General features: G+C 73.4%; 21 protein-coding genes. 12 read left to right on the top strand and 9 right to left on the bottom strand.

Features of this window, described 5'->3' with window-relative positions; genetic code table 11:
• Window positions 1-23: 23 nt before the first annotated feature.
• Window positions 24-344 carry a hypothetical protein gene (locus ACWGJO_RS14030; protein WP_452183629.1) on the top strand — a complete coding sequence of 107 codons (321 nt, stop codon included), beginning with the start codon at window positions 24-26 and terminating at the stop codon, window positions 342-344.
• Window positions 345-422: 78 nt separating this feature from the next.
• On the opposite strand, the gene ACWGJO_RS14025 is transcribed toward ACWGJO_RS14030, so the two are convergent.
• Entirely contained in the window at window positions 423-1,355 is a 933-nt protein-coding gene (locus tag ACWGJO_RS14025) for an LAETG motif-containing sortase-dependent surface protein (RefSeq protein WP_452183628.1), read from the bottom strand.
• Between the two features lie 182 nt (window positions 1,356-1,537).
• Between ACWGJO_RS14025 and ACWGJO_RS14020 the strand changes: the two genes are divergently transcribed.
• On the top strand, window positions 1,538-1,768 hold the full coding sequence (locus tag ACWGJO_RS14020; protein ID WP_452183627.1) for a hypothetical protein: 231 nt from the start codon (window positions 1,538-1,540) through the stop codon (window positions 1,766-1,768).
• 20 nt (window positions 1,769-1,788) lie between these two features.
• Window positions 1,789-3,099 carry an amidase gene (locus tag ACWGJO_RS14015; RefSeq protein ID WP_452183626.1) on the top strand — a complete coding sequence of 437 codons (1,311 nt, stop codon included), beginning with the start codon at window positions 1,789-1,791 and terminating at the stop codon, window positions 3,097-3,099.
• Here ACWGJO_RS14015 and ACWGJO_RS14010 read toward each other — a convergent pair.
• Window positions 3,096-3,737, bottom strand: a complete 642-nt coding sequence (locus ACWGJO_RS14010; protein ID WP_452183625.1) for a TetR/AcrR family transcriptional regulator — start codon at window positions 3,735-3,737, stop codon at window positions 3,096-3,098. The two genes, ACWGJO_RS14015 and ACWGJO_RS14010, sit on opposite strands and share 4 nt — an antisense overlap.
• A 152-nt stretch (window positions 3,738-3,889) precedes the next feature.
• On the opposite strand from ACWGJO_RS14010, the gene ACWGJO_RS14005 reads away from it, so the two are divergent.
• Window positions 3,890-4,756, top strand: a complete 867-nt coding sequence (locus ACWGJO_RS14005) for an alpha/beta hydrolase (RefSeq protein WP_452183624.1) — start codon at window positions 3,890-3,892, stop codon at window positions 4,754-4,756.
• On the top strand, window positions 4,753-5,361 hold the full coding sequence (locus ACWGJO_RS14000; protein ID WP_452183623.1) for a TIGR03086 family metal-binding protein: 609 nt from the start codon (window positions 4,753-4,755) through the stop codon (window positions 5,359-5,361). Before ACWGJO_RS14005 ends, ACWGJO_RS14000 begins: the two co-directional genes overlap by 4 nt.
• 95 nt (window positions 5,362-5,456) lie before the next feature.
• On the opposite strand, the gene ACWGJO_RS13995 is transcribed toward ACWGJO_RS14000, so the two are convergent.
• The gene (locus tag ACWGJO_RS13995; protein WP_452183622.1) at window positions 5,457-5,615 is read right to left on the bottom strand and encodes a hypothetical protein; all 159 of its coding nucleotides are present in this window, start codon (window positions 5,613-5,615) and stop codon (window positions 5,457-5,459) included.
• A 203-nt stretch (window positions 5,616-5,818) separates the two neighbouring features.
• Between ACWGJO_RS13995 and ACWGJO_RS13990 the strand changes: the two genes are divergently transcribed.
• Window positions 5,819-6,640: an integrase gene (locus ACWGJO_RS13990; protein ID WP_452183621.1), complete on the top strand. Its 822-nt coding sequence runs from the start codon at window positions 5,819-5,821 to the stop codon at window positions 6,638-6,640.
• Between the two features lie 88 nt (window positions 6,641-6,728).
• Here ACWGJO_RS13990 and ACWGJO_RS13985 read toward each other — a convergent pair whose 3' ends face one another.
• Both ACWGJO_RS13985 and ACWGJO_RS13980 read right to left on the bottom strand, forming a co-directional pair.
• Window positions 6,729-7,688 (bottom strand): pirin family protein, encoded by a 960-nt coding sequence (locus tag ACWGJO_RS13985; RefSeq protein WP_452183620.1) that lies wholly within the window; start codon window positions 7,686-7,688, stop codon window positions 6,729-6,731.
• Between the two features lie 121 nt (window positions 7,689-7,809).
• Window positions 7,810-8,313, bottom strand: coding sequence for an SseB family protein (locus ACWGJO_RS13980; protein ID WP_380546231.1), 504 nt, complete (start codon window positions 8,311-8,313; stop codon window positions 7,810-7,812).
• A gap of 213 nt (window positions 8,314-8,526) precedes the next feature.
• Between ACWGJO_RS13980 and ACWGJO_RS13975 the strand changes: the two genes are divergently transcribed.
• Window positions 8,527-10,356 (top strand): acyl-CoA dehydrogenase, encoded by a 1,830-nt coding sequence (locus ACWGJO_RS13975; RefSeq protein WP_452183619.1) that lies wholly within the window; start codon window positions 8,527-8,529, stop codon window positions 10,354-10,356.
• A 282-nt stretch (window positions 10,357-10,638) separates the two neighbouring features.
• Window positions 10,639-11,946, top strand: a complete 1,308-nt coding sequence (locus ACWGJO_RS13970) for a M18 family aminopeptidase (RefSeq protein WP_452183618.1) — start codon at window positions 10,639-10,641, stop codon at window positions 11,944-11,946.
• 124 nt (window positions 11,947-12,070) lie between these two features.
• On the opposite strand, the gene ACWGJO_RS13965 is transcribed toward ACWGJO_RS13970, so the two are convergent.
• Complete coding sequence (locus tag ACWGJO_RS13965; protein WP_452183617.1) at window positions 12,071-13,906, bottom strand: NHL domain-containing thioredoxin family protein; 1,836 nt, start codon at window positions 13,904-13,906, stop codon at window positions 12,071-12,073.
• Window positions 13,907-13,913: 7 nt separating this feature from the next.
• Entirely contained in the window at window positions 13,914-14,498 is a 585-nt protein-coding gene (locus ACWGJO_RS13960; protein ID WP_452183616.1) for a GNAT family N-acetyltransferase, read from the bottom strand.
• 128 nt (window positions 14,499-14,626) lie between these two features.
• Here ACWGJO_RS13960 and ACWGJO_RS13955 point away from each other — a divergent pair, with 128 nt between their 5' ends.
• Complete coding sequence (locus ACWGJO_RS13955; RefSeq protein ID WP_452183615.1) at window positions 14,627-15,115, top strand: LURP-one-related/scramblase family protein; 489 nt, start codon at window positions 14,627-14,629, stop codon at window positions 15,113-15,115.
• A gap of 140 nt (window positions 15,116-15,255) precedes the next feature.
• The gene (locus ACWGJO_RS13950) at window positions 15,256-15,678 is read left to right on the top strand and encodes a DUF350 domain-containing protein (protein ID WP_452183614.1); all 423 of its coding nucleotides are present in this window, start codon (window positions 15,256-15,258) and stop codon (window positions 15,676-15,678) included.
• A gap of 12 nt (window positions 15,679-15,690) precedes the next feature.
• On the opposite strand, the gene ACWGJO_RS13945 is transcribed toward ACWGJO_RS13950, so the two are convergent.
• Window positions 15,691-16,038, bottom strand: a complete 348-nt coding sequence (locus ACWGJO_RS13945) for a winged helix-turn-helix transcriptional regulator (protein ID WP_452183613.1) — start codon at window positions 16,036-16,038, stop codon at window positions 15,691-15,693.
• A gap of 106 nt (window positions 16,039-16,144) precedes the next feature.
• Here ACWGJO_RS13945 and ACWGJO_RS13940 point away from each other — a divergent pair, with 106 nt between their 5' ends.
• Together ACWGJO_RS13940 and ACWGJO_RS13935 are read left to right on the top strand one after the other, a co-directional pair.
• Window positions 16,145-17,035: an NAD(P)-dependent oxidoreductase gene (locus tag ACWGJO_RS13940; RefSeq protein ID WP_452183612.1), complete on the top strand. Its 891-nt coding sequence runs from the start codon at window positions 16,145-16,147 to the stop codon at window positions 17,033-17,035.
• 23 nt (window positions 17,036-17,058) lie between these two features.
• Window positions 17,059-17,628: an N-acetyltransferase family protein gene (locus ACWGJO_RS13935; RefSeq protein ID WP_452183611.1), complete on the top strand. Its 570-nt coding sequence runs from the start codon at window positions 17,059-17,061 to the stop codon at window positions 17,626-17,628.
• Between the two features lie 81 nt (window positions 17,629-17,709).
• Here the strand turns inward: ACWGJO_RS13935 and ACWGJO_RS13930 are convergent, their stop codons facing one another.
• Window positions 17,710-18,765, bottom strand: a complete 1,056-nt coding sequence (locus ACWGJO_RS13930) for an aldo/keto reductase (RefSeq protein ID WP_452183610.1) — start codon at window positions 18,763-18,765, stop codon at window positions 17,710-17,712.
• Window positions 18,766-18,855: the final 90 nt, after the last annotated feature.

The following is an 18,855-nucleotide window of genomic DNA, read 5'->3' as shown; positions in this document are numbered from 1 at the left end:
CCCCGGCGCCCGCCCGTCCGGCGGTGGCCGGCCGGGCGCCCCGCCGCACCCGCCGCGGCCGCGCCACCGTCCCGGCCCGCGTCCTCGCCGCCCACCGGCCCCGCCGCGACGGCCACCCGTACGACACCCACGTCCTGCCCTGCCGTCCCAGCGCCCCGACGCTGCGCCCGGTCGACCTGGACACCCTCCCCGACCTCACCGCCGAATCCGGCCGCGGCCTCTTCCTCATCCACGCGCTCACCGACCACGTCCAGCTGCGCAACCACCCGCTGCGCGGTGCCATCGTCAGCTTCGACAAGATCCTCAAGTGGCAGGACGGGGCGCTGCTGCGCGCGGCGTCCTAGGACACGTGGGGCCGGCGGCCGGAGACGACGAGGGGCGCGGGCTGTGGGCCCGCGCCCCTGGGGGTCGACCGGGGCGGGTCAGCTCCGGGTGGCCGACTTGCGGCGGCGCAGGGCGACCAGGGTGCCGGCGCCGACGGCCAGGACGGCCGCGCCGCCGAGGGCGATCGGCAGGGTGTTGGAGCTGGAGCCGGTCTCGGCCAGGTGCGGGCCGCCGGAGGGCGAGGGGGAGGCGGCCGGGGCGTTGGTGGCCGGGGTGGTGGTGGCCGTCGTGGCACCGGCCTCGCCCACGTTGAACTCGCCCAGGTAGTCGTCGAGGAACTGGGTGCACGCCTGCGGCTTGTTGTTGGCCGGAGTCGGGACCTTGTCGTTGTCGAAGGCGTCCGAGCCGGCTTCGTAGTTCGCGCCGTAGTGACCGACCGGGGCCTTGGCGGTGGCGGCGATCCGGACCTTGTAGGTGATCTTCTCGCCCTTGGCCAGCTTGAACTCGGGCGCCAGGAGGGCCCGGTCGTCGAGCTTGGCGGGCTTCCAGCCGGACCCGGTGTCCAGCTGGACGTCGAAGAACTCGGTGCTCCACTGGACCGGACGGTCCCCGAACTCATCGGTCACGTAGAGGGAGTTGTGGACGACGGGGAGGTCGACTCCGCTCTTGTTCTCCCAGGTCATGGTCATCTCGGCGGCTTGGCCGCCCTTGACCAGGGTGGTGCCGTACAGGCCGGTGCCGGTGACCTTGAGCAGGTTGCTCTGGTAGACGCCCCCGTGGCAGCGGTTGTCGACGGTCGGCGTCGGCACCGGCCGGGTCGGCAGGTTCGTCGGCTTGGCGGTGGCCGTCGGGGTCGGGCTGCCGGGGGTGGTGGCGCCGGCGCTCGGCGGGGCGGAGGCCGACGGAGTGGCCGTGGCGCCGGCGCTCGGAGAGGCGGTGATGCCCACGGCACCGGCGGTGGCGGCGCCGGCGGTGGCGCCGAGCGAGAGTGCCACCAGCGTGGACGCGGCCAGGAGTCGGGAAGTACGCATGGTGAAGGTCCCCCATTTTTGGATGAAATTTGGCTGGAATCGGGCGAATTGAGGCCATGGCCGAGCCGCTGGCACTGGTCGCGACCGCGCACCCTACCGTGCTGCTGTGGCCGGATTTCGACCAGGGGATGCTCTGCCGTCCTCCGGTTGCCGGGCGCGCGCGGCGGTCGGACGATGGGGGCATGATGCACCAGATGCGAGCCGAGTACGGCGCCGGCGGCGAGGCCGGCGGGGTGCGGCTGTGGCACGTGGTCCGGGGTGAGGAGAGCTTGGCGATGTGCGGCCGCGAGCTCGATCCGCGGGCGCGGGTGCGGTCGGCGGTGGACTGGGGGAAGACCCCGGAGCTGTGCTGCCACACCTGTGGGGCGTACTTCCTGCGCGAGGCGCCGTACCTGGCGGCCGAGCACTCGTAAACGGCGCTACCGTGCTCGGCATGGAGGAACCCCTCGTCCGGCCGCGGCCGTTGACCGACGAGGCCGCCGGGCTGCGCGCCGGTGTGCCGGAACTTTCCGATTGCGTCGACCGGTTGTGCGCGCTGGTCGAGCGGGTGGACCCGCTGATCCACGCGTTCGTGCCGGAGCCGGGCCGGCACGAGCGGCTGCGGGGGCAGGCGCGGGAGCTGGCCGCGCGGTACCCGGAGCCGGACGGGCGGCCGCCGCTGTACGGGGTGGCGGTGGGCGTCAAGGACATCGTGCGCGTGGACGGGCTGCCCACGCACGGCGGTTCGGCGCTGCCGCCCGGCGTGCTGGCCGGGCCGCAGGCCGTGGTGGTGGACCGGCTGCGGGCGGCGGGGGCGCTGGTCGCGGGCAAGACGGTGACCGCCGAGTTCGCCGCGAGCGCCCCGGGTCCGACCCGCAATCCGCACCGTCCGGGGCACACTCCGGGCGGCTCCAGCAGCGGTTCGGCGGCGGCGGTCGCGGCCGGGCTGGTGCCGCTGGCGATCGGCACCCAGACGGTCGGCTCGGTGATCCGCCCGGCCGCGTACTGCGGGGTGGTGGGCTTCCGGCCGACGTACGGGCGGATCCCGATCGCGGGGGTGATCCCGAACGCGCCGAGCTTCGACACCCTGGGGACCTTCACCGCCGATCTGGCGGGCGCCGCCCTGGTGGCCCCGCTGCTCTGCGACGACTGGCGGCCGGAGCGCGGCGAGGCGCCCGGACCCGTGCTCGGGGTGCCGGACGGCACGTATCTGGAGCACGCCGAACCGGCCGCGCTGCAGGCCTTCGAGGAACAGCTGGCGCGGTTGGCGCGGGCCGGGTTCACGGTGCGCCGGGTCGAGCTGTTCCCCGACTTCGCCGGGATCACCCGGCGGCTGCAGACGGTCAACCGCTTCGAGCTGGCCCGCGGCCACGCCGACTGGTTCGCCCGCTTCGGCGGGCTCTACCGGCCGGAGACGGTGGCGGGCATCCGGGCCGGCCGGGCCGTCGCGGCCGAGGACCGGGAGGCCGCTCTGCGGTTCCGGGAGCGGCTGGTCGAACGGGTGGCCGCGGCGGGTGCGGCGGCCGGGGTGGACCTGTGGCTGGCGCCCTCGGCGACCGGCGGGGCGCCGGAGGGCCTGCACAGCACCGGGGACGCGGTGATGTCCCTGCCGTGGAGCTTCCTCGGGCGGCCCGCGCTGAGCCTGCCGGCCGGGCGGACCGCGGAGGGGCTGCCGCTGGGGCTCCAGGTGGTCGGCGCGGCGGGCGGTGACGAGCGGCTGCTGGCTCAGGCGGCCTTCATCGAAGGGGTGTTGGCGGGGCGTTAGGCGAGCGCGGGGTCGGCCGGGTCGGTGGCCTCGGCGCGCAGCAGGCGCAGCAGCAGGCGGCCGGCCCGCTCGTACGGGGCGTCCTCGTCGTGCAGCACGGCCTGGGAGTTGGCCGTCTCCAGGACCGCGATCAGGGCGAAGGCGAGGTCCCCGAGGTCGGTGTCGGGGCGCAGGCCACCGGTGGCCCGGGCGGCGTCGAGGGCCTCGGCGACGGTGTCGGACCACTCCCGGGCGCAGCCGGCCAGGGCGTCCCGGACGGGGCCGGGGCGGGCGTCGAACTCGGCGGTGACCTCGTAGAAGAAGCAGCCGCCGGGGAAGACCCGGGCGCGGGAGTAGGCGAGCCAGCTCTCGCAGAGGGCGCGGGCCCGGGCGAGGCCGGGCGGGACGTCGGCGACCGGGGCGACGACGGCGTCGGCGAAGATCCGGCGGGCGGCCCGGACGGTGGCGAGCTGCAGCTCCTCCTTGGAGCCGAAGCCGGCGAAGACGCCGCTCTTGCTGAGCCCGAGGTCGGTGGCGAGGCGGCCGATGGAGAGCGCGTCCAGGCCCTCGACGGAGGCGATGGAGACGGCGCGGCGCAGCACCGCCCGGCGGGTCTCCTCGCCGCGCAGGACCCGTCCGTCGGTGGTCGGTCCGGCCATCGTCCGCCCCTGTTCTGCTCGTCGTGCGTGCCGCCCAGGGTAGTGCGTGGACTTCGGGGCCTCGGAAAGCTTCTGAAAACTGCACGAACGGTCGTGCTAATATCTCGGCGCGAGCGAGGCGTGACAAGGAGCGCGGAGAGCAGGGAGATCCGATGGACCCGGTTCAGGCACTGATCCGTACGACCCTCAACCCCACGGCCCGGATCGCTCCCGGCCTGGCCGGGCGGGCCGCCTTCGAACTGTTCGCGCACCCGGTGCGGCGCAGCCGGGTGCGCGACTCGGAACGGGAGGTGCACGGGCGGGCGGTCACCGAGCGGCTCGCCGTGGGCGGCAAGCCGGTGGTCGGCTACCGCTGGGGGAGCGGCGAGCGGCCGGTCCTGCTGCTGCACGGCTGGCGCTCCCGGGCCTCCCGGTTCGCCCCGTACGTGCCCAGGCTGCGGGCGCTCGGGCTGAGCGCCGTGGCCTTCGACGCGCCGGGCCACGGCGACTCCGGCGGCCGGACCACCAGCGTGCTGGAGTACCGCGAACTCGCGCTGCAACTCCAGGAGCGGTACGGGCCGTTCGAGGCGGTGGTGGCGCACTCGCTCGGCGTCTGCGCGGCCTTCGGGGCGCTGGCCGACGGTCTGCGGGCCGGGCGGCTGGCGGCCGTCTCCGGGGTGTCCCGGGTCGGCTTCTTCCCGGCCGCGTTCTGTGCCGGGCTCGGGCTGAACGCCGAGGTCGAGCGGGCACTGCGGGAGCGGATCGAGCGGGAGCTGTTCGGCGGGGACGCCGGGGGCTGGGAACGCTACGACGCGGCGCGCCGGGTCGAGGCGGTCGCCGGGCCGGTGCTGGTGGTGCACGACGAGGGCGACGGCATCGTCCCGCCGAGCGAGGCACAGCGGCTGCGAAGGGCGTACGGGGAGCGGCTGGACCTGGTGGTCACTCAGGGGCTCGGCCACCGCAGGATCATCGCGGAGCCGACCGTCGTTGATCAGGTGATCGGATTCATCTCTGCCGGCCGGGAGGTCGCTGTCGCATGAGGATCGTCGAACTGCACGCACAGGCCATGGAGTTGGCCGTCCAGGTGGTGGACGGCCTACGGCCGGACCAACTCGACCTGCCCACCCCCTGCGCCGGTTGGACGCTGCGCAAGCTGCTGGAGCACTGCGTCGGCCAGCACCAGGGCTTCGCCGCGGCCGCCCGCGGTGCCGGGCCCGACCTGGCACTGTTCGCGGACGCCCCGCTCGGTGCCGACCCGGCGGGCGCGTTCCGCCGTACCGGCACCGACCTCGTCGAGGCCTTCCGGGCGGCCGCCGCCGAGGGCCGGCCGCTCTGGCTGCCCGAGATCCGCGACGCCGACCCGTTCCCGTTCACCCAGGCGGTGGGCTTCCACCTGCTGGACACCCTGGTGCACGGCTGGGACGCCGCCGCCGTGCTCGGCACCGCGGACGGTCTGGTCGCGGCGGTGGACGGCGACGACGCGCTGGCCGCCGCGCTGCTGACGGTGACCGAGGCGGTGCCGAACACCGAGGAACACCGGGCGCCCGGCCGGGCCTTCGGCCCGGGGCTCGAACCCGGCGGCGGCGACGGGCGGTTCGCCCGCGCCCTGGCGCTGCTCGGCCGCGACCCGGCCTGGAAGCCGTAGCGGCTCGGGGCGCGGGGCTGCAGGGCCTTACGGGCTCAGGGGCTCAGGGTCTCCGGGAGCCCCGGGGGTTCCGGGACGCAGGGGATCCCGGAACCCTAGGACGCCCGGGTGGCGCCGGTGCCCCGGGCCCCGGCGCCCCGGGTGTCGGGGCCGCGCTGCTCGTCGGGGAAGCGCGGCCCGCCGATCAGGAAGAGCAGGGCGGCGGTCGGGAAGCCGAGCGAGGCGGCCAGCAACACGATGAACTCCCAGAACATCTTCCGCTCCTCGTCAGTCGCGGGCGGCCCGGACACCCGAAGGTGATCCCAAACCCGGCCCGCTCCGATTGGCCGAATCGTCCGGTCACTGTCCGACGGTATGGCCGAATCACCCCGGCTGCCACCGGGCGTCGCGCCCCGGTCCGCGCCACACCGGTGCACGGGTCTGGGCGCGGGCCACGCGCGGCGGCCACACTGTCGGGATGCAGCTACAGCTCGCAGGGGAAGCACGGCGGCCCGACCGCGAGAGCGAGGACTTCGTGGCGGCCTCGCCGGAGGCGCTGGTCCTGCTGGACGGCGCGAGCTCGCCGGCCGGTCTGGAGTCCGGGTGCCGGCACGGGACGGCCTGGTACGTGCGCCGGCTGGGTGTGCACCTGCTCGCCCGGCTCACCGACCGGGCGGACCGTTCGATCGCCGAGTGTCTGGCCGACGCCATCGTGGAGACGGCCGCGCTGCACGGCGGCCGCTGCGACCTCGCCCACCCCAACACCCCCGCCGCGATGGTCGTCGCGGCCCGGCGGCACGGCGAGGCGCTGGAGTACCTGGTGCTCGGCGACTCCCTGCTGGTGCTGGAGTTGAAGGACGGTCCGCCGAGGGTGATCGGGGACAACCAGCGCTTCCCCGGCGGGGAGGAGCTGCGCCGCCAGGTCTGGGAGACCGTCCCCGGCTCGGCCGAGCGGGCCGCGCTGCACCTGGAGTACGCGATGGCCGTACGCGCCGCCCGCAACCGGGGCGCCGGCCCGTGGATCGCCGCCGCGAGTCCCCGGGCGGCCGAGCACGCCGAGACCGGCTTCGTCCGGCTGGACCGGCTGCACGCGCTGGCGGCCCTCACCGACGGTGCCTCGCGCTACACCGAGCGCTTCGGGCTGGGCAGTTGGGGCGACGTGCTGCGGCTGCTCGCCGAGTCGGGGCCGGGCGAGCTGATCGCCCAGGTCCGGGAGGTCGAGCGGGCGGACGCCGGCTGCGAGCGCTGGCCGCGCGGCAAGACGCACGACGACGCCTCGGCCCTCTACGCGCTGCTGTAGCGGAGCCGGGCGGCGCAACGGACGACAGAACGGCGGAACGGTCGCAGGCGACACCTGCGACCGTTCCGCCGTTCCGGCTCCGGGGCCCTCAGTGGCCGTCGGCGGGGACGGTGCCGAGCCGACCGGCCTGGAAGTCCTCCATGGCCTGCTGGAGTTCGCGGTGGCTGTTCATGACGAACGGGCCGTAGTGGGCGACGGGTTCGCGGATCGGGAGGCCGCCGAGGAGGACGACCTCGAAGTTGTTGTCGCGGGAGTCCTGCTTCTCGTCGGCGCGCAGGGTGATGGAGTCGCCGTCGCCGAAGACGACGGCCTGGCCCCGGTGGAAGGGGCGGTGCTCGGTGCCGGCCGAGCCGTTGCCGGCGAGGCCGTAGGCGAGGGCGTTGAAGTCGGCGCGCCAGGGCAGGGTGATCTGGGCGCCGGGGCTGATCGAGGCGTGGATCATGGTGATCGGGGTGAAGGTGGTGCCGGGGCCCTGGTGGCCGGCCAGCTCACCGGCGATGACCCGCAGGAGCGCGCCGCCGTCCTCGGTGCTGAGCAGCTTGACGCTGCCGCCGCGGATGTCCTGGTACTTCGGGGTGATCATCTTGTCCGAGGCGGGCAGGTTGACCCAGAGCTGGAGGCCGTGGAAGAGGCCGCCGGACTTCACCAGCGACTCCGGCGGGCTCTCGATGTGCAGGAGGCCGGAGCCGGCGGTCATCCACTGGGTGTCGCCGTCGGTGATGGTGCCGCCACCGCCGTGCGAGTCCCGGTGGATGAACGTTCCGTCAATGATGTACGTGACGGTCTCGAAGCCGCGGTGCGGGTGCCAGGGGGTTCCCTTCGGCTCGCCGGCCGCGTAGTCCACCTCGCCCATCTGGTCCATCATGATGAACGGGTCGAGGTACTTCTGGTTGATCTTGGCGAAGGCGCGGCGGACGGGGAAGCCCTCGCCTTCGAAGCCCTCGGGGGCGGTCGCCACGGTGAGGACCGGCCGTGCGCTCGTGACGGCGGGGTCCGGCGTGGTGACGCGCGGGAGGGTCAGCGGGTTGTCGACGGTCACGGCGGGCATGTCGGCCTCCTTCGGGGGTGTCTGGCCTACGTGCACGAGGTTAGTTCAACTCTCAACAACAAGCAAGTTGAAAATTGAACTATGTAGTGACGGAGGAGCGGGGCTCCTCTTCCAGGATGGGTCAGCCGTACATCCGGCGCATCGTGAAGTCGACCATCTGCTCGACGGCCTTGGCGTCGAACACCATCCGGTGCTCGCCCTCCATGTCCAGCGCGAAGCCGTAGCCGGTCGGCAGCAGGTCCAGGACCTCGGCGCCGGTCACGGTGAAGTGCTTGGACTCCTTGCCCGCGTAGCGGCGCAGCTCCTTCAGCGAGCTGAACATCGGGATCACCGGCGTCGGGGTGTTGTGCAGCGCCAGGAAGCCGGGGCGGTCGCCGCGGGGGCAGTGCACCTTCGAGGTGATGAAGATCGCCTGGAAGTCCTCGACCGCCATCGAGCCGGTGGTGAAGGCCCGCACGGCGTCCGCGAGTGAGGGCGGCGAGGGTTCGGGGTACAGGGACTGCTGGGGGGCCTGCGACTGCCCGCCGTAGGCGTCGGGTCCGGGCATGCCGTTCATGCCCTGCTGCGGTCCCGCCTGCTGCTGGTAGGGGTCGCCCGGGTATGTGTTCTGGTCATATCCGTACACACGGACAGGCTAGCGGGAGCGCACCCTCTTGTGCTGGCATCGATCCTGACAAGGAGTGGTCGCCCCGACTGTGGGACGTGACCACGTTCATAGCGGATTCATTGGCGGGGGCTTGCCCAAGTTACCGCTGGGTAGCATCATGATGCCTACTGGTGGGTACGGGACGCCGGAACGCGGCGGTCTCCCGGAAGCGACGAACCGGAGATAACGGCCATGGGTCACTACAAGTCCAACCTGCGGGACGTGGAGTTCAACCTCTTCGAGGTGTTCGGCCGCGAGCAGGTGTACGGCACCGGACCGTTCGCGGACATGGACGTCGAGACCGCGAAGAACATCCTCAGCGAGATCGCACGCCTCGCCGAGAACGACCTCGCGGCGTCCTTCGCCGACACCGACCGCAACCCGCCGGTGTTCGACCCGGAGACCAACACCGCGCCGGTCCCGGCCACCTTCAAGAAGAGCTACCAGACCTTCATGGACGCCGAGTGGTGGCGTCTGGGCATCCCGGAGTCGATCGGTGGCCAGGTCACCCCGAACTCGCTGATCTGGGCCTTCGCCGAGCAGATCCTGGGCTCCAACCCGGCCATCTGGATGTACTCCTCCGGCCCGGCCTTCGCCGGCGTCATCGCCGAGGAGGGCACCGAGGAGCAGCTCGAGGTCGCCAAGCGGATGACCGACCGCCTGTGGGGCTCCACCATGGTCCTCACCGAGCCCGACGCGGGCTCCGACGTGGGCGCCGGCCGCACCAAGGCGATCCAGCAGGAGGACGGCTCCTGGCACATCGAGGGCGTGAAGCGCTTCATCACCTCGGGCGAGCACGACATGTCCGAGAACATCATCCACATGGTGCTGGCCCGTCCCGAGGGCGGCAAGCCGGGCACCAAGGGCCTGGGCCTGTTCATCGTCCCCAAGTTCGACTTCGACTGGGAGACCGGCGAGCTGGGCGAGCGCAACGGCGCCTACGCCACCAACGTCGAGCACAAGATGGGCCTCAAGGCCTCGAACACCTGCGAGATGACCTTCGGTGCCAAGCACCCGGCCAAGGGCTGGCTGCTCGGCGAGAAGGTCGACGGCATCCGCCAGATGTTCAAGATCATCGAGTTCGCCCGCATGATGGTCGGCACGAAGGCCATCGCCACCCTCTCCACCGGCTACCTGAACGCCCTGGAGTACGCCAAGGAGCGCGTGCAGGGCGCCGACATATCGCAGTTCCTGGACAAGACCGCCCCGCGCGTCACCATCACCCACCACCCGGACGTGCGCCGCTCGCTGCTGACCCAGAAGGCCTACGCCGAGGGCATGCGCGCGCTGGTCCTGTTCACCGCGTCCACCCAGGACGACATGATGGCCGCCAAGCTGCGCGGCGAGCGCGACGAGGCCGCCGAGCGCCTCAACGACCTGCTGCTGCCGATCGTCAAGGGCTACGGCTCGGAGAAGTCCTACGAGCAGCTCGCCCAGTCGCTCCAGACCTTCGGCGGCTCCGGGTACCTCCAGGAGTACCCGATCGAGCAGTACATCCGGGACGCCAAGATCGACACCCTGTACGAGGGCACCACGGCGATCCAGGGCCAGGACTTCTTCTTCCGCAAGATCGTCAAGGACGGCGGCCAGGCGCTCACCGCGCTGAACGAGCAGATCCAGAAGTTCATCGGCTCCGCCGAGGGCGGCGACGCCCTGGCCGCCGAGCGCGAGCTGCTCGCCAAGGCCGCGGGCGACCTGGAGGCCATCGTCGGCAAGCTGATCGCCGACCTGACCTCGGTCGAGCAGGACGTCAAGAACATGTACAAGGTGGGCCTCAACACCACCCGCCTGCTGATGGTCTCCGGCGACGTCGTGGTCGGCTGGCTGCTGCTGCGCCAGGCCGCGGTGGCCCTGGCCAAGCTGGAGGCCGGCGCCTCGGAGAAGGACGTCCCCTTCTACCAGGGCAAGGTCGCGGCGGCCCGCTTCTTCGCCAAGAACGTCCTGCCGACCGTCGCCCCGCAGCGACTGATCGCCGAGGGCATCGACAACGAGATCATGGAGCTGGCGGAGGAGGCCTTCTAGGCCACCCTTCCCGGGGCCACCCGCCACCGCCCTTCCCGGGGCGCGCCGTGCGGGAAGCCTCCCGGCATTCGAACCGCCTGACACACCCTCGCACCGAAGGGCCCGGCTGCCACCGGGCCCTTCGGTGTGTCCGCGGCCGCGGTCCGGAGGACGGAAGCCACCGGCCGCGCGGGCCGGTTCGCGGTCGAGGCGTTCCGAATGCCGTGTCCGTGTACGGGCATATGCTCAGGTGCGAAGTCGACTCCCCATCCGGCTTCGGCCCTCACTCGACCCAGGAGCAGCATGTCGACCGCCGCCCGCCAGGCATTTTTCGACCGGACGCACAGCGACGACCTGATCGCGTTCCTCGGTACCTCGCCCTCGCCGTACCACGCGGTGGCGAGCGCCGCGGAGCGGCTGGAGAAGGCGGGCTTCCGGCAGGTCGCCGAGACGGACGCGTGGGACGGCGCGGCCGGCGGGCGCTACCTGATCCGCGGGGGCGCGCTGATCGCCTGGTACCTGCCGCAGGGGGCGGGCCCCGAGACCCCGTTCCGGATCGTCGGCACCCACACCGACTCGCCCAACCTGCGGGTCAAGCCCGTCCCGGACACCGGTTCCGAGGGCTGGCGGCAGGTCGCGGTGGAGATCTACGGCGGCGTCCCCCTGAACACCTGGCTGGACCGCGACCTCGGCCTCTCCGGCCGGCTCGCGCTCAAGGACGGCACCGTCCGGCTGGTCCAGCTGGACGAGCCGCTGCTGCGCGTCCCGCAGCTCGCCATCCACCTGGACCGCCAGGTCAACGAGGGCATGAAGCTCGACAAGCAGCGCCACCTCACCCCGATCTGGGGCCTCGGCCCGGTCGACGAGGGCGCGCTGATCTCCTACGTCGCCGGGCGGGCCGGTCTGGCCGCCTCCGACGTGGTCGGCTGGGACCTCATGACCCACGACGTCCAGCCCGCCTCCTACCTGGGCCGCGACCGCGAGCTGCTGGCCGCCCCGCGCCTGGACAACCTGCTCTCGGTGCACGCGGCCACCGCCGCGCTCGCCGCCGTCGCCACCGCCGACGGCGCCGCCGACCTGCCGTACATCCCGGTGCTGGCCGCCTTCGACCACGAGGAGACCGGCAGCGAGTCCGACACCGGCGCGCAGAGCCCCCTGCTCGGCAACGTCATGGACCGGACGATCCACGCGCGCGGCGGCACCACCGAGGACCGGGCCCGGGCGCTCGCCGGCACCGTCTGCCTCTCCTCGGACATGGGCCACGCCGTTCACCCGAACTACAGCGAGCGGCACGAGCCGGGCCACCACCCGATGCCGAACGGCGGGCCGATCCTCAAGGTCAACGTCAACAACCGCTACGCGACCGACGGCGTCGGCCGGGCGGTGTTCGCGGCCGCCTGCGAGAAGGCCGGCGTGCCGTGGCAGAGCTTCGTCTCCAACAACGCCATGCCCTGCGGGACGACGATCGGCCCGATCACGGCGGCGCGACTGGGCATCAGGACGGTGGACTGCGGCATCGCGGCGCTCTCCATGCACTCGGCGCGCGAGCTGTGCGGGGCGGAGGACCCGTACCTGCTGGCGAGCGCGCTCAAGGCCTTCCTGGAGGGCTGAGAACGGCTGCGAGCGGGGCCCGGCGGTCGTCCGCCGGGCCCCTTCGCGTTGTTCCGCGCCGTTCCGCCGTTCCGTGGCGCCGCGCCGTTCCGTGGTGCCGCGCGCCGTCGCGCGCCGTCCGGCGTTACTCCATCCCGGCGAGGACCAGCGGCAGGCGGCGGGCGCCGTCGGCCACCAGCGTCACCGGCACGCCCCAGTCCTGCTGGTGCACGTGGCAGGCCGGGTACTCGATCTCCGGGTCGTCGTCGCAGGAGGCGGCCATCGCCGAGACGTGCAGCACGCCCTCGGTGACCTCGGAGGAGAGCACCAGTTCACGGGAGAGGTCGGTGTCCGCGCCCGCGCCGGAGACCAGCAGCTCGGGCGGGGTCGCGCTGACCAGCAGCCGGGTGGAGGGGCCGTAGCGCTCGTCCAGCTTCTGGCCGTTCGGCGCCTCGAAGACCACGTCCAGCCGGAAGGCGCCCGGGGCGACCTCGGTGGCCGCGCGCCGGGTGCGGTGCGCCACCGACTCGACCTGCACCGCCTCCTCCGGCAGCCGCAGCCTGGTCAGCCGGTGCCGGGCCGACTCGACCACCACGATGTCCCCGTCCACCAGGACCGCCCCGGAGGGCTCGCGCAGGTCGGTGGCCAGGGTGCTGACCTCGCCGCTCGCCGGGTCGTAGCGGCGCAGCGCGTGGTTGTAGGTGTCGGCGACGGCCACCGAGCCGTCCGGCAGCACGGTGACGCCCAGCGGATGCTGGAACAGTGCCTGACCGGCCGCGCCGTCGCGGTGGCCGAAGTCGAACAGGCCGGTGCCGACGGCGGTGCGGACCGCCTTTGTTTCACGTGAAACCCAGCGCAGCGAGGAGGTCTCGGAGTCGGCGACCCAGAGCCGCTCGCCGTCCGCCGACACCGCGAGGCCGGACGGCTGGGCGAACCAGGCCTCGGCGGCGGGCCCGTCCACCAGGCCCTCGTTGGTGGTGCCGGCCGCGACCGCGACGGTGCCGGCGGCCGGGTCGTACGACCACAGCTGGTGCACGCCGGCCATCGCGATCCACACCCGGCCGTCGAACCAGGCGACGTCCCACGGCGAGGAGAGGTCCACCTCGCGGGCCGGGCCCTCGGTGGCCGAGCCCTGCCACCACTGGCGGCCGGTGCCGGCCAGGGTGGTCACCCGGCCGTCGGCGAGGCGGACACCGCGCAGGGTGTGGTTGACGGTGTCGGCCACGACCACGTCGTAGTCGTACGGGTGGCCCTCGGGGAGCAGCGCGAGGCCCTGCGGCTCGCTGAACCGCGGGCTGGCGCCGTCCGCGCCGTCGCCGTCCACCAGGCCGCGCTGCCCGTCGCCGATCCGGCGCACCACCGTCTCGCCGTCCTCGGCCAGCTCGACCAGCGAGTGGTGGCCGGAGTCGGCGACCAGGAAGTGGCCGTTCGGCAGCCGGACCGCCTTGCCGGGGAACTTGAGGTCCCCGGCGCTCGGCTCCGGCGCCACGTACGGGCCGTCGCCGCGGCGCAGCGTGCCCTTCGCGGCGTGCTCGGCCTCCAGCTCCTCGACCAGCCGGGCGAGCGCGTGGGCGTGGCCCTCGCCGGCGTGCTGGGCGACCACGTAGCCCTCCGGGTCGATCACCACCAGCGTCGGCCAGGCCCGGACGGCGTACTGCTTCCAGGTCACCAGCGCCGGGTCGTCCAGCACCGGGTGGTGCACGTCGTAGCGGGCGACGGCGTCGACGACCGCCTGGTGGTCGGCCTCGTGCACGAACTTCGGGGAGTGCACCCCGACGATCACCACGGTGTCGCGGTGCTTCTCCTCCAGCTCCCGCAGCTCGTCCAGGACGTGCAGACAGTTGATGCAGCAGAAGGTCCAGAAGTCCAGGATGGTGATCTTGCCCCGGAAGTCGGCGAGCGCGAGCTCCTTGCCGCCGGTGTTCAGCCAACCGCCTGCCCCGACCAGCTCGGGGGCGCGTACACGTGCACGAGATGCCATGCGTCAATCAAACCGTACGTCGGGTGCCCGCATTCCGGGCGTGCCGGGTGAGGTCGGACTGCCAGCGGGTCTCGCCGTCCTGGGTGCGGGCGGTGGGGCGCAGACCGAGGGCGCGGGCGACGGCGGCGGAGGCGTGGTGGTCGGGGTGGATGTGGGCGGCGGCGGTGGTGACGCCGGCGGCGGCGAGGTGGGCGAGCAGGGCGCGGGCGGCCTCGGTGGCCAGGCCGCGGCGCTGCCAGGGGGTGCCGACCACCCAGGCGACCTCGGCCTCGGAGGCGTCGGGGCGGACGGTGGCCTGCACGTAGCCGGTGAGGGCGCCGTCGGCGCGCAGCCGCAGCACCCAGTTGCCCCAGGCCTCGGCCGGGTCGGGGGAGCCGGCGGCGAGCCGGGCGCAGCGGGCACGCTGCTCCTCGACGGTGGCCGGGCGGCCGCCGGTGAAGGCGTGCAGGGCCGGGTCGGCGAGCGCGGCCGCCAGCTCCTCCGCGTGCCCGGGGGCGATCGGCAGCAGGTCGAGGCGCTCGCTGCGCAGCTCGGCGGTGGTGAGGCCGCCGGTGACGTCGTTGGTGAGGCTGTTGGTGAGGTCGGGGTGCATGGCGGTATTGAAGGGGATCGGGGGCCGCCGTGCGACGGGGTTTTCGGCCGGTGCTTCGTGGCGGTGCTTCTCCGCGGCGGGGCGCTCGGGGTCGAATGGGGCGACGTCAACACGGAGGAGGTCGCACGGTGCGGTATCTGGTCAGGGAGAAGCTGTTCGCGGTCGGCGACGACTACTGGATCGAGGACGACCGGGGGCACAAGGCCTACCTGGTGGACGGCAAGGTCCTGCGGCTGCGGGACACCTTCGAGCTGAAGGACGCGCACGGGCGGGTGGTCGCGGTGGTGAGGGAGAAGATGCTCGCGGTCCGCGACGCGATGAGGATCGAGGACGCCGACGGCGAGGTGGTCGCCACCGTCCGGGAGAAGCTGTTCACCCCGTTCCGGGACAAGTACCTGGTGGAGCTGGCCTCCGGCGGCGAGCTGAAGATCCACGGCAACCTGATCGACAAGGACTACCGGGTCGAGAACCGGCACGGCGACGAGCTGGCCCGGATCAGCCGCAAGTGGTTCCGGATCCGGGACACCTACGGGGTGGAGATCGCGGACGGCGCGGACGCCGGGCTGCTGCTGGCCGTCGCGGCCTGCGTCGACCACCTGGTGCAGGAGGAGGACTGACCCGTCCCCGGTTTCCCGGTCCCCGGTCCGCCCCTCACCCGGGTGGGGTATCTTTTGCCAACCCTTGACCGTGCCGGTCGGGGACCCCGACCGGCACGGTCGAGGGGGACGGCGTGAGCGGACCGGGGGCTGGAACCACGATGAACGACATCCTGCGCGGGCTCGGTGCGGCGGCGGCCTACGGCACCCTCGGCGTGGTGCTGCTGCTCCTCGGCATCGGCCTGGTCGACCTGCTGACTCCCGGCAAGCTCGGCCGGCAGATCTGGGTCGAGCGCAACCGCAACGCCGCCGTCCTGCTCAGCTCCGCCCTGCTCGGCATCGGCGGCATCGTCTTCACCGCGATCATGTACACCTATGCCGACTTCGGCAAGGGCCTGGTGTCGACGGCCTGTTACGGCCTGCTCGGGCTGGTGCTGATGGCCGTCGCGTTCTGGCTGGTGGACCTGCTGACGCCGGGCAGGCTCGGCGAGATCCTGGTCGATCCGGAACCGCACCCGGCGGTGTGGGTGTCCGCGGCCTGCAACATCGCGGTGGCGGCGGTGGTGTCGGCCGCGATCGCGTAGGCCCGGGCCGCGCTACGCCGGGCGGGGCGCCTCGCCCAGGACGTGCTCCCGCCCCCAGTCCCCCAGCGGCCCCAGCGCCGTGTTGAGGCGGTGCCCCGCCCCGGTCAGCGCGTACTCGACCCGGGGCGGCACCTCGTCGTACGCCTCCCGGTGCACGATGCCGTGCGCCTCCATCTCGCGCAGGTGCGCGGCCAGCACCTTCTCGGTGATCCCCGGCAGCAGCCGGCGCAGCTCGCCGAAGCGGCAGTGCGGGCGTTCGCCCAGGGCCCAGAGGATCGACACCTTCCACTTGCCGCCGATCACGTCCATCGCGGCGTCGGTCCCGCAGACGTGCGCCCCCGGCCTCGGTGCGATCGCCATGCCCACCCCTTCCGGCCCCTGCCAGCTCGATGCTCACCCCAGGGTAACCACCCACTTCGAAGTGCGTACTTGATCGTTTCCGGGGCCGGCGCGGAGGCTGACTGCCATGGCAACCAACCCCGTTGAGAACACCCCCAAGGCCCCGCTCACCCTGCTCGGCCTCGGCGCGATGGGCACCGCGCTGGCCGAGGCCTGGCTCGCCGCCGGGCACCCGCTGACCGTCTGGAACCGCACCGCCGCCCGCGCCGAGGGACTCGCCGCCCGCGGCGCCACCGTCGCCGCCACCGTCGCGCGGGCCGTCGCCGCGAACCGGCTGGTCGTCGTCTGCCTGCTCGACGACGCCTCCGTGCCGGCGGCGCTGGAGGGCGTCGACCTGACCGGCAAGGACCTGGTCAACCTGGTCACCAGCACTCCCGGGCAGGCCCGTGCCCGGGCCGCCTGGGCCGAGGAGCGCGGCGCCCGCTACCTGGACGGCGGGATCATGGCCGTCCCGCCGATGATCGGCGTCCCGGCGGCCGGGGCGTACGTGTTCTACAGCGGCTCGTCCGAGCTGTTCGAGGAGCACGGGGGCGCCCTCGCCGTCCCGGCCGGCACCCGCTACGTGGGCGCCGACGCCGGGTACGCGGCGCTGCACGACGTGGCGCTGCTCAGCGGGATGTACGGGATGTTCGCCGGGATCGCGCACGCCTTCGCGCTGGTCCGCGGCGAGGCCGTGGCGCCGAGCGGGCTGGCGCCGCTGCTGGGCGACTGGCTGGCCGCGATGTCCGGCTCGGTGGCCAGGACGGCGGCGCAGCTGGAGAGCGGCGACTACGCCCGGGACGTGGTGTCCAACCTGGCGATGCAGGTGGCCGGCAAGGAGACGCTGCTGCGCACCGCCGAGGAGCAGCGGGTGAGCCCGGAACTCCTCGAACCGTACTTCCGGTTGATGGAGCGCCGACTGGAGCTCGGTGGCGGCGGGGAGGACCTGACCGGGGTCGTCGACCTGCTGCGACGGTGAGGGCCGGCCGGTAACGTACCGGCATGGCAGACCTCGAAGAACGCGCCACCGTCGTCGCGTCCGAACCAGGGCAGGCCGGGGCGGGGGTGGTCGTCAGACCGCGCCGCGCCGACGACCTCGCCGACTGCGTCCGGGTGCTGGGCGACGTCCACACTGTCGACGGCTATCCCGCCGACTGGCCCGACCGCCCCGCCGCCTGGCTGACCCCGGACGGCCTGCTCGCCGCCTGGATCGCCGAGTCGGACGGCCGGCTCAGCGGACACGTCGGCCTGGCCCGCAGCGCCCCGGGCGACCTCGCCCCCGTCCTGTGGAGCGGGCGCTCCGGCGGCCGCCCGGAGCTCACCGCCGTGATCGGCCGGCTCTACGTCGCCCCCGGGGCGCGCGGCCACTTCGTCGGCGCCCGGCTGCTGGCCTGCGCCGTGGCGCACGCGCGGGCACTCGGCCTGCACCCCGTCCTCGACGTGCTCGCCACCGACACCGCCGCCGTGGCCCTCTACCGCCGCCTCGGCTGGACCCATCTCGGCGGTGGCGACCAGCGGTGGGCCTCCGGACGCACCGTCACCGTCCACTGCTTCGCCGCCCCGAGGGGGTGAGGTCCGGCCCGCCCGGCCGTCGTGGCCGGGCGGGCGGAGGCCGGAAAGGCAGGAGGAGCCGGGGAGGGGGAGGGCCGGGGCTCAGGCCGCGGGGCGGTCGGACACCGGGCGGCGGCGCAGGGCCGGGGTGGTGAGGGCCGGGGGCTGCCAGACGCCGTCGGCCCGGTAGAGGTCGGTGCCGGGCGGGACGATGGCGTCGATGCGGTCGAGGGTGGCGTCGTCCAGGACCAGGTCGGCGGCCTTGAGGGCCGATTCGAGCTGCGCCGCGGTGCGCGGGCCGATGATCACCGACGTGACGGCCGGGTGGGCCGCCGGGAAGGCGGTGGCCAGCTCGGGGAGGGTGCGGCCGAGCTCCTCGGCGAGGGCGGTGAGGGCCTCGACGGCCTCCAGCTTGGCCGCCGTGGTGGGCAGCTCCGGGTCGAAGCGGTGCGGGTGGAGGGCGGCCCGGCCCCGGGTGAGGTCGATCGGGCGGTCCTTGCGGTAGCGGCCGGTCAGGAAGCCACCGGCGAGCGGGCCCCAGGTCAGCGCGCCCATGCCCAGCCGCTGGACGACGGGCAGCACGTCGCGCTCCACGCCCCGGGCGAGCAGCGAGTACGGCGGCTGCTCGGTGCGGAAGCGCTGCAGACCGCGGCGCTCGGCGACGTGGTGGGCGTCCACGATCTGCTCGGCGGGGAAGGTGGAGCAGCCGAAGGCGCGGATCTTGCCCGCCCGGACGAGGTCGCCGAGGACGGAGAGGGTTTCCTCGATGTCGGTGGTGTGGTCCGGTCGGTGGACCTGGTACAGGTCGATCCACTCGGTCCGCAGCCGACGCAGGCTCTCCTCGACCTCGCGGACGATCCAGCGCCGCGAGTTGCCGCCCCGGTTGTGGCCCTCGCCCATCGGGAAGTGCACCTTGGTGGCGAGCACGATCTCGTCGCGGTCGCCACGGGCGGCCAGTGCCTTGCCGACGATCTCCTCGGACTCACCGGCCGAGTACATGTCCGCGGTGTCGATGAAGTTGATGCCCCGGTCGACCGCGGTGCCGATCATCCGGGCGCAGTCGTCGTGGTCGGAGTTGCCGACGGAGCCGAACATCATGGTGCCGAGGCAGTAGGTGCTCACCTCGATGCCGGTGCCGCCGAGAACGCGGTAGCGCATGGCCATTCCCCCTGGTTGGCGATCAGTTGCCTGTCAGAGGTTAGGAGTTGGAGTGCGCTCCAGCGCAAGCGCGGCTCGACTCCCTCGGGT

It is taken from the genome of Kitasatospora sp. NPDC054795 (assembly GCF_053611565.1).
Note: the sequence above shows the minus strand (reverse complement) of the source record. Positions and strands in the feature narration are given on the sequence as shown.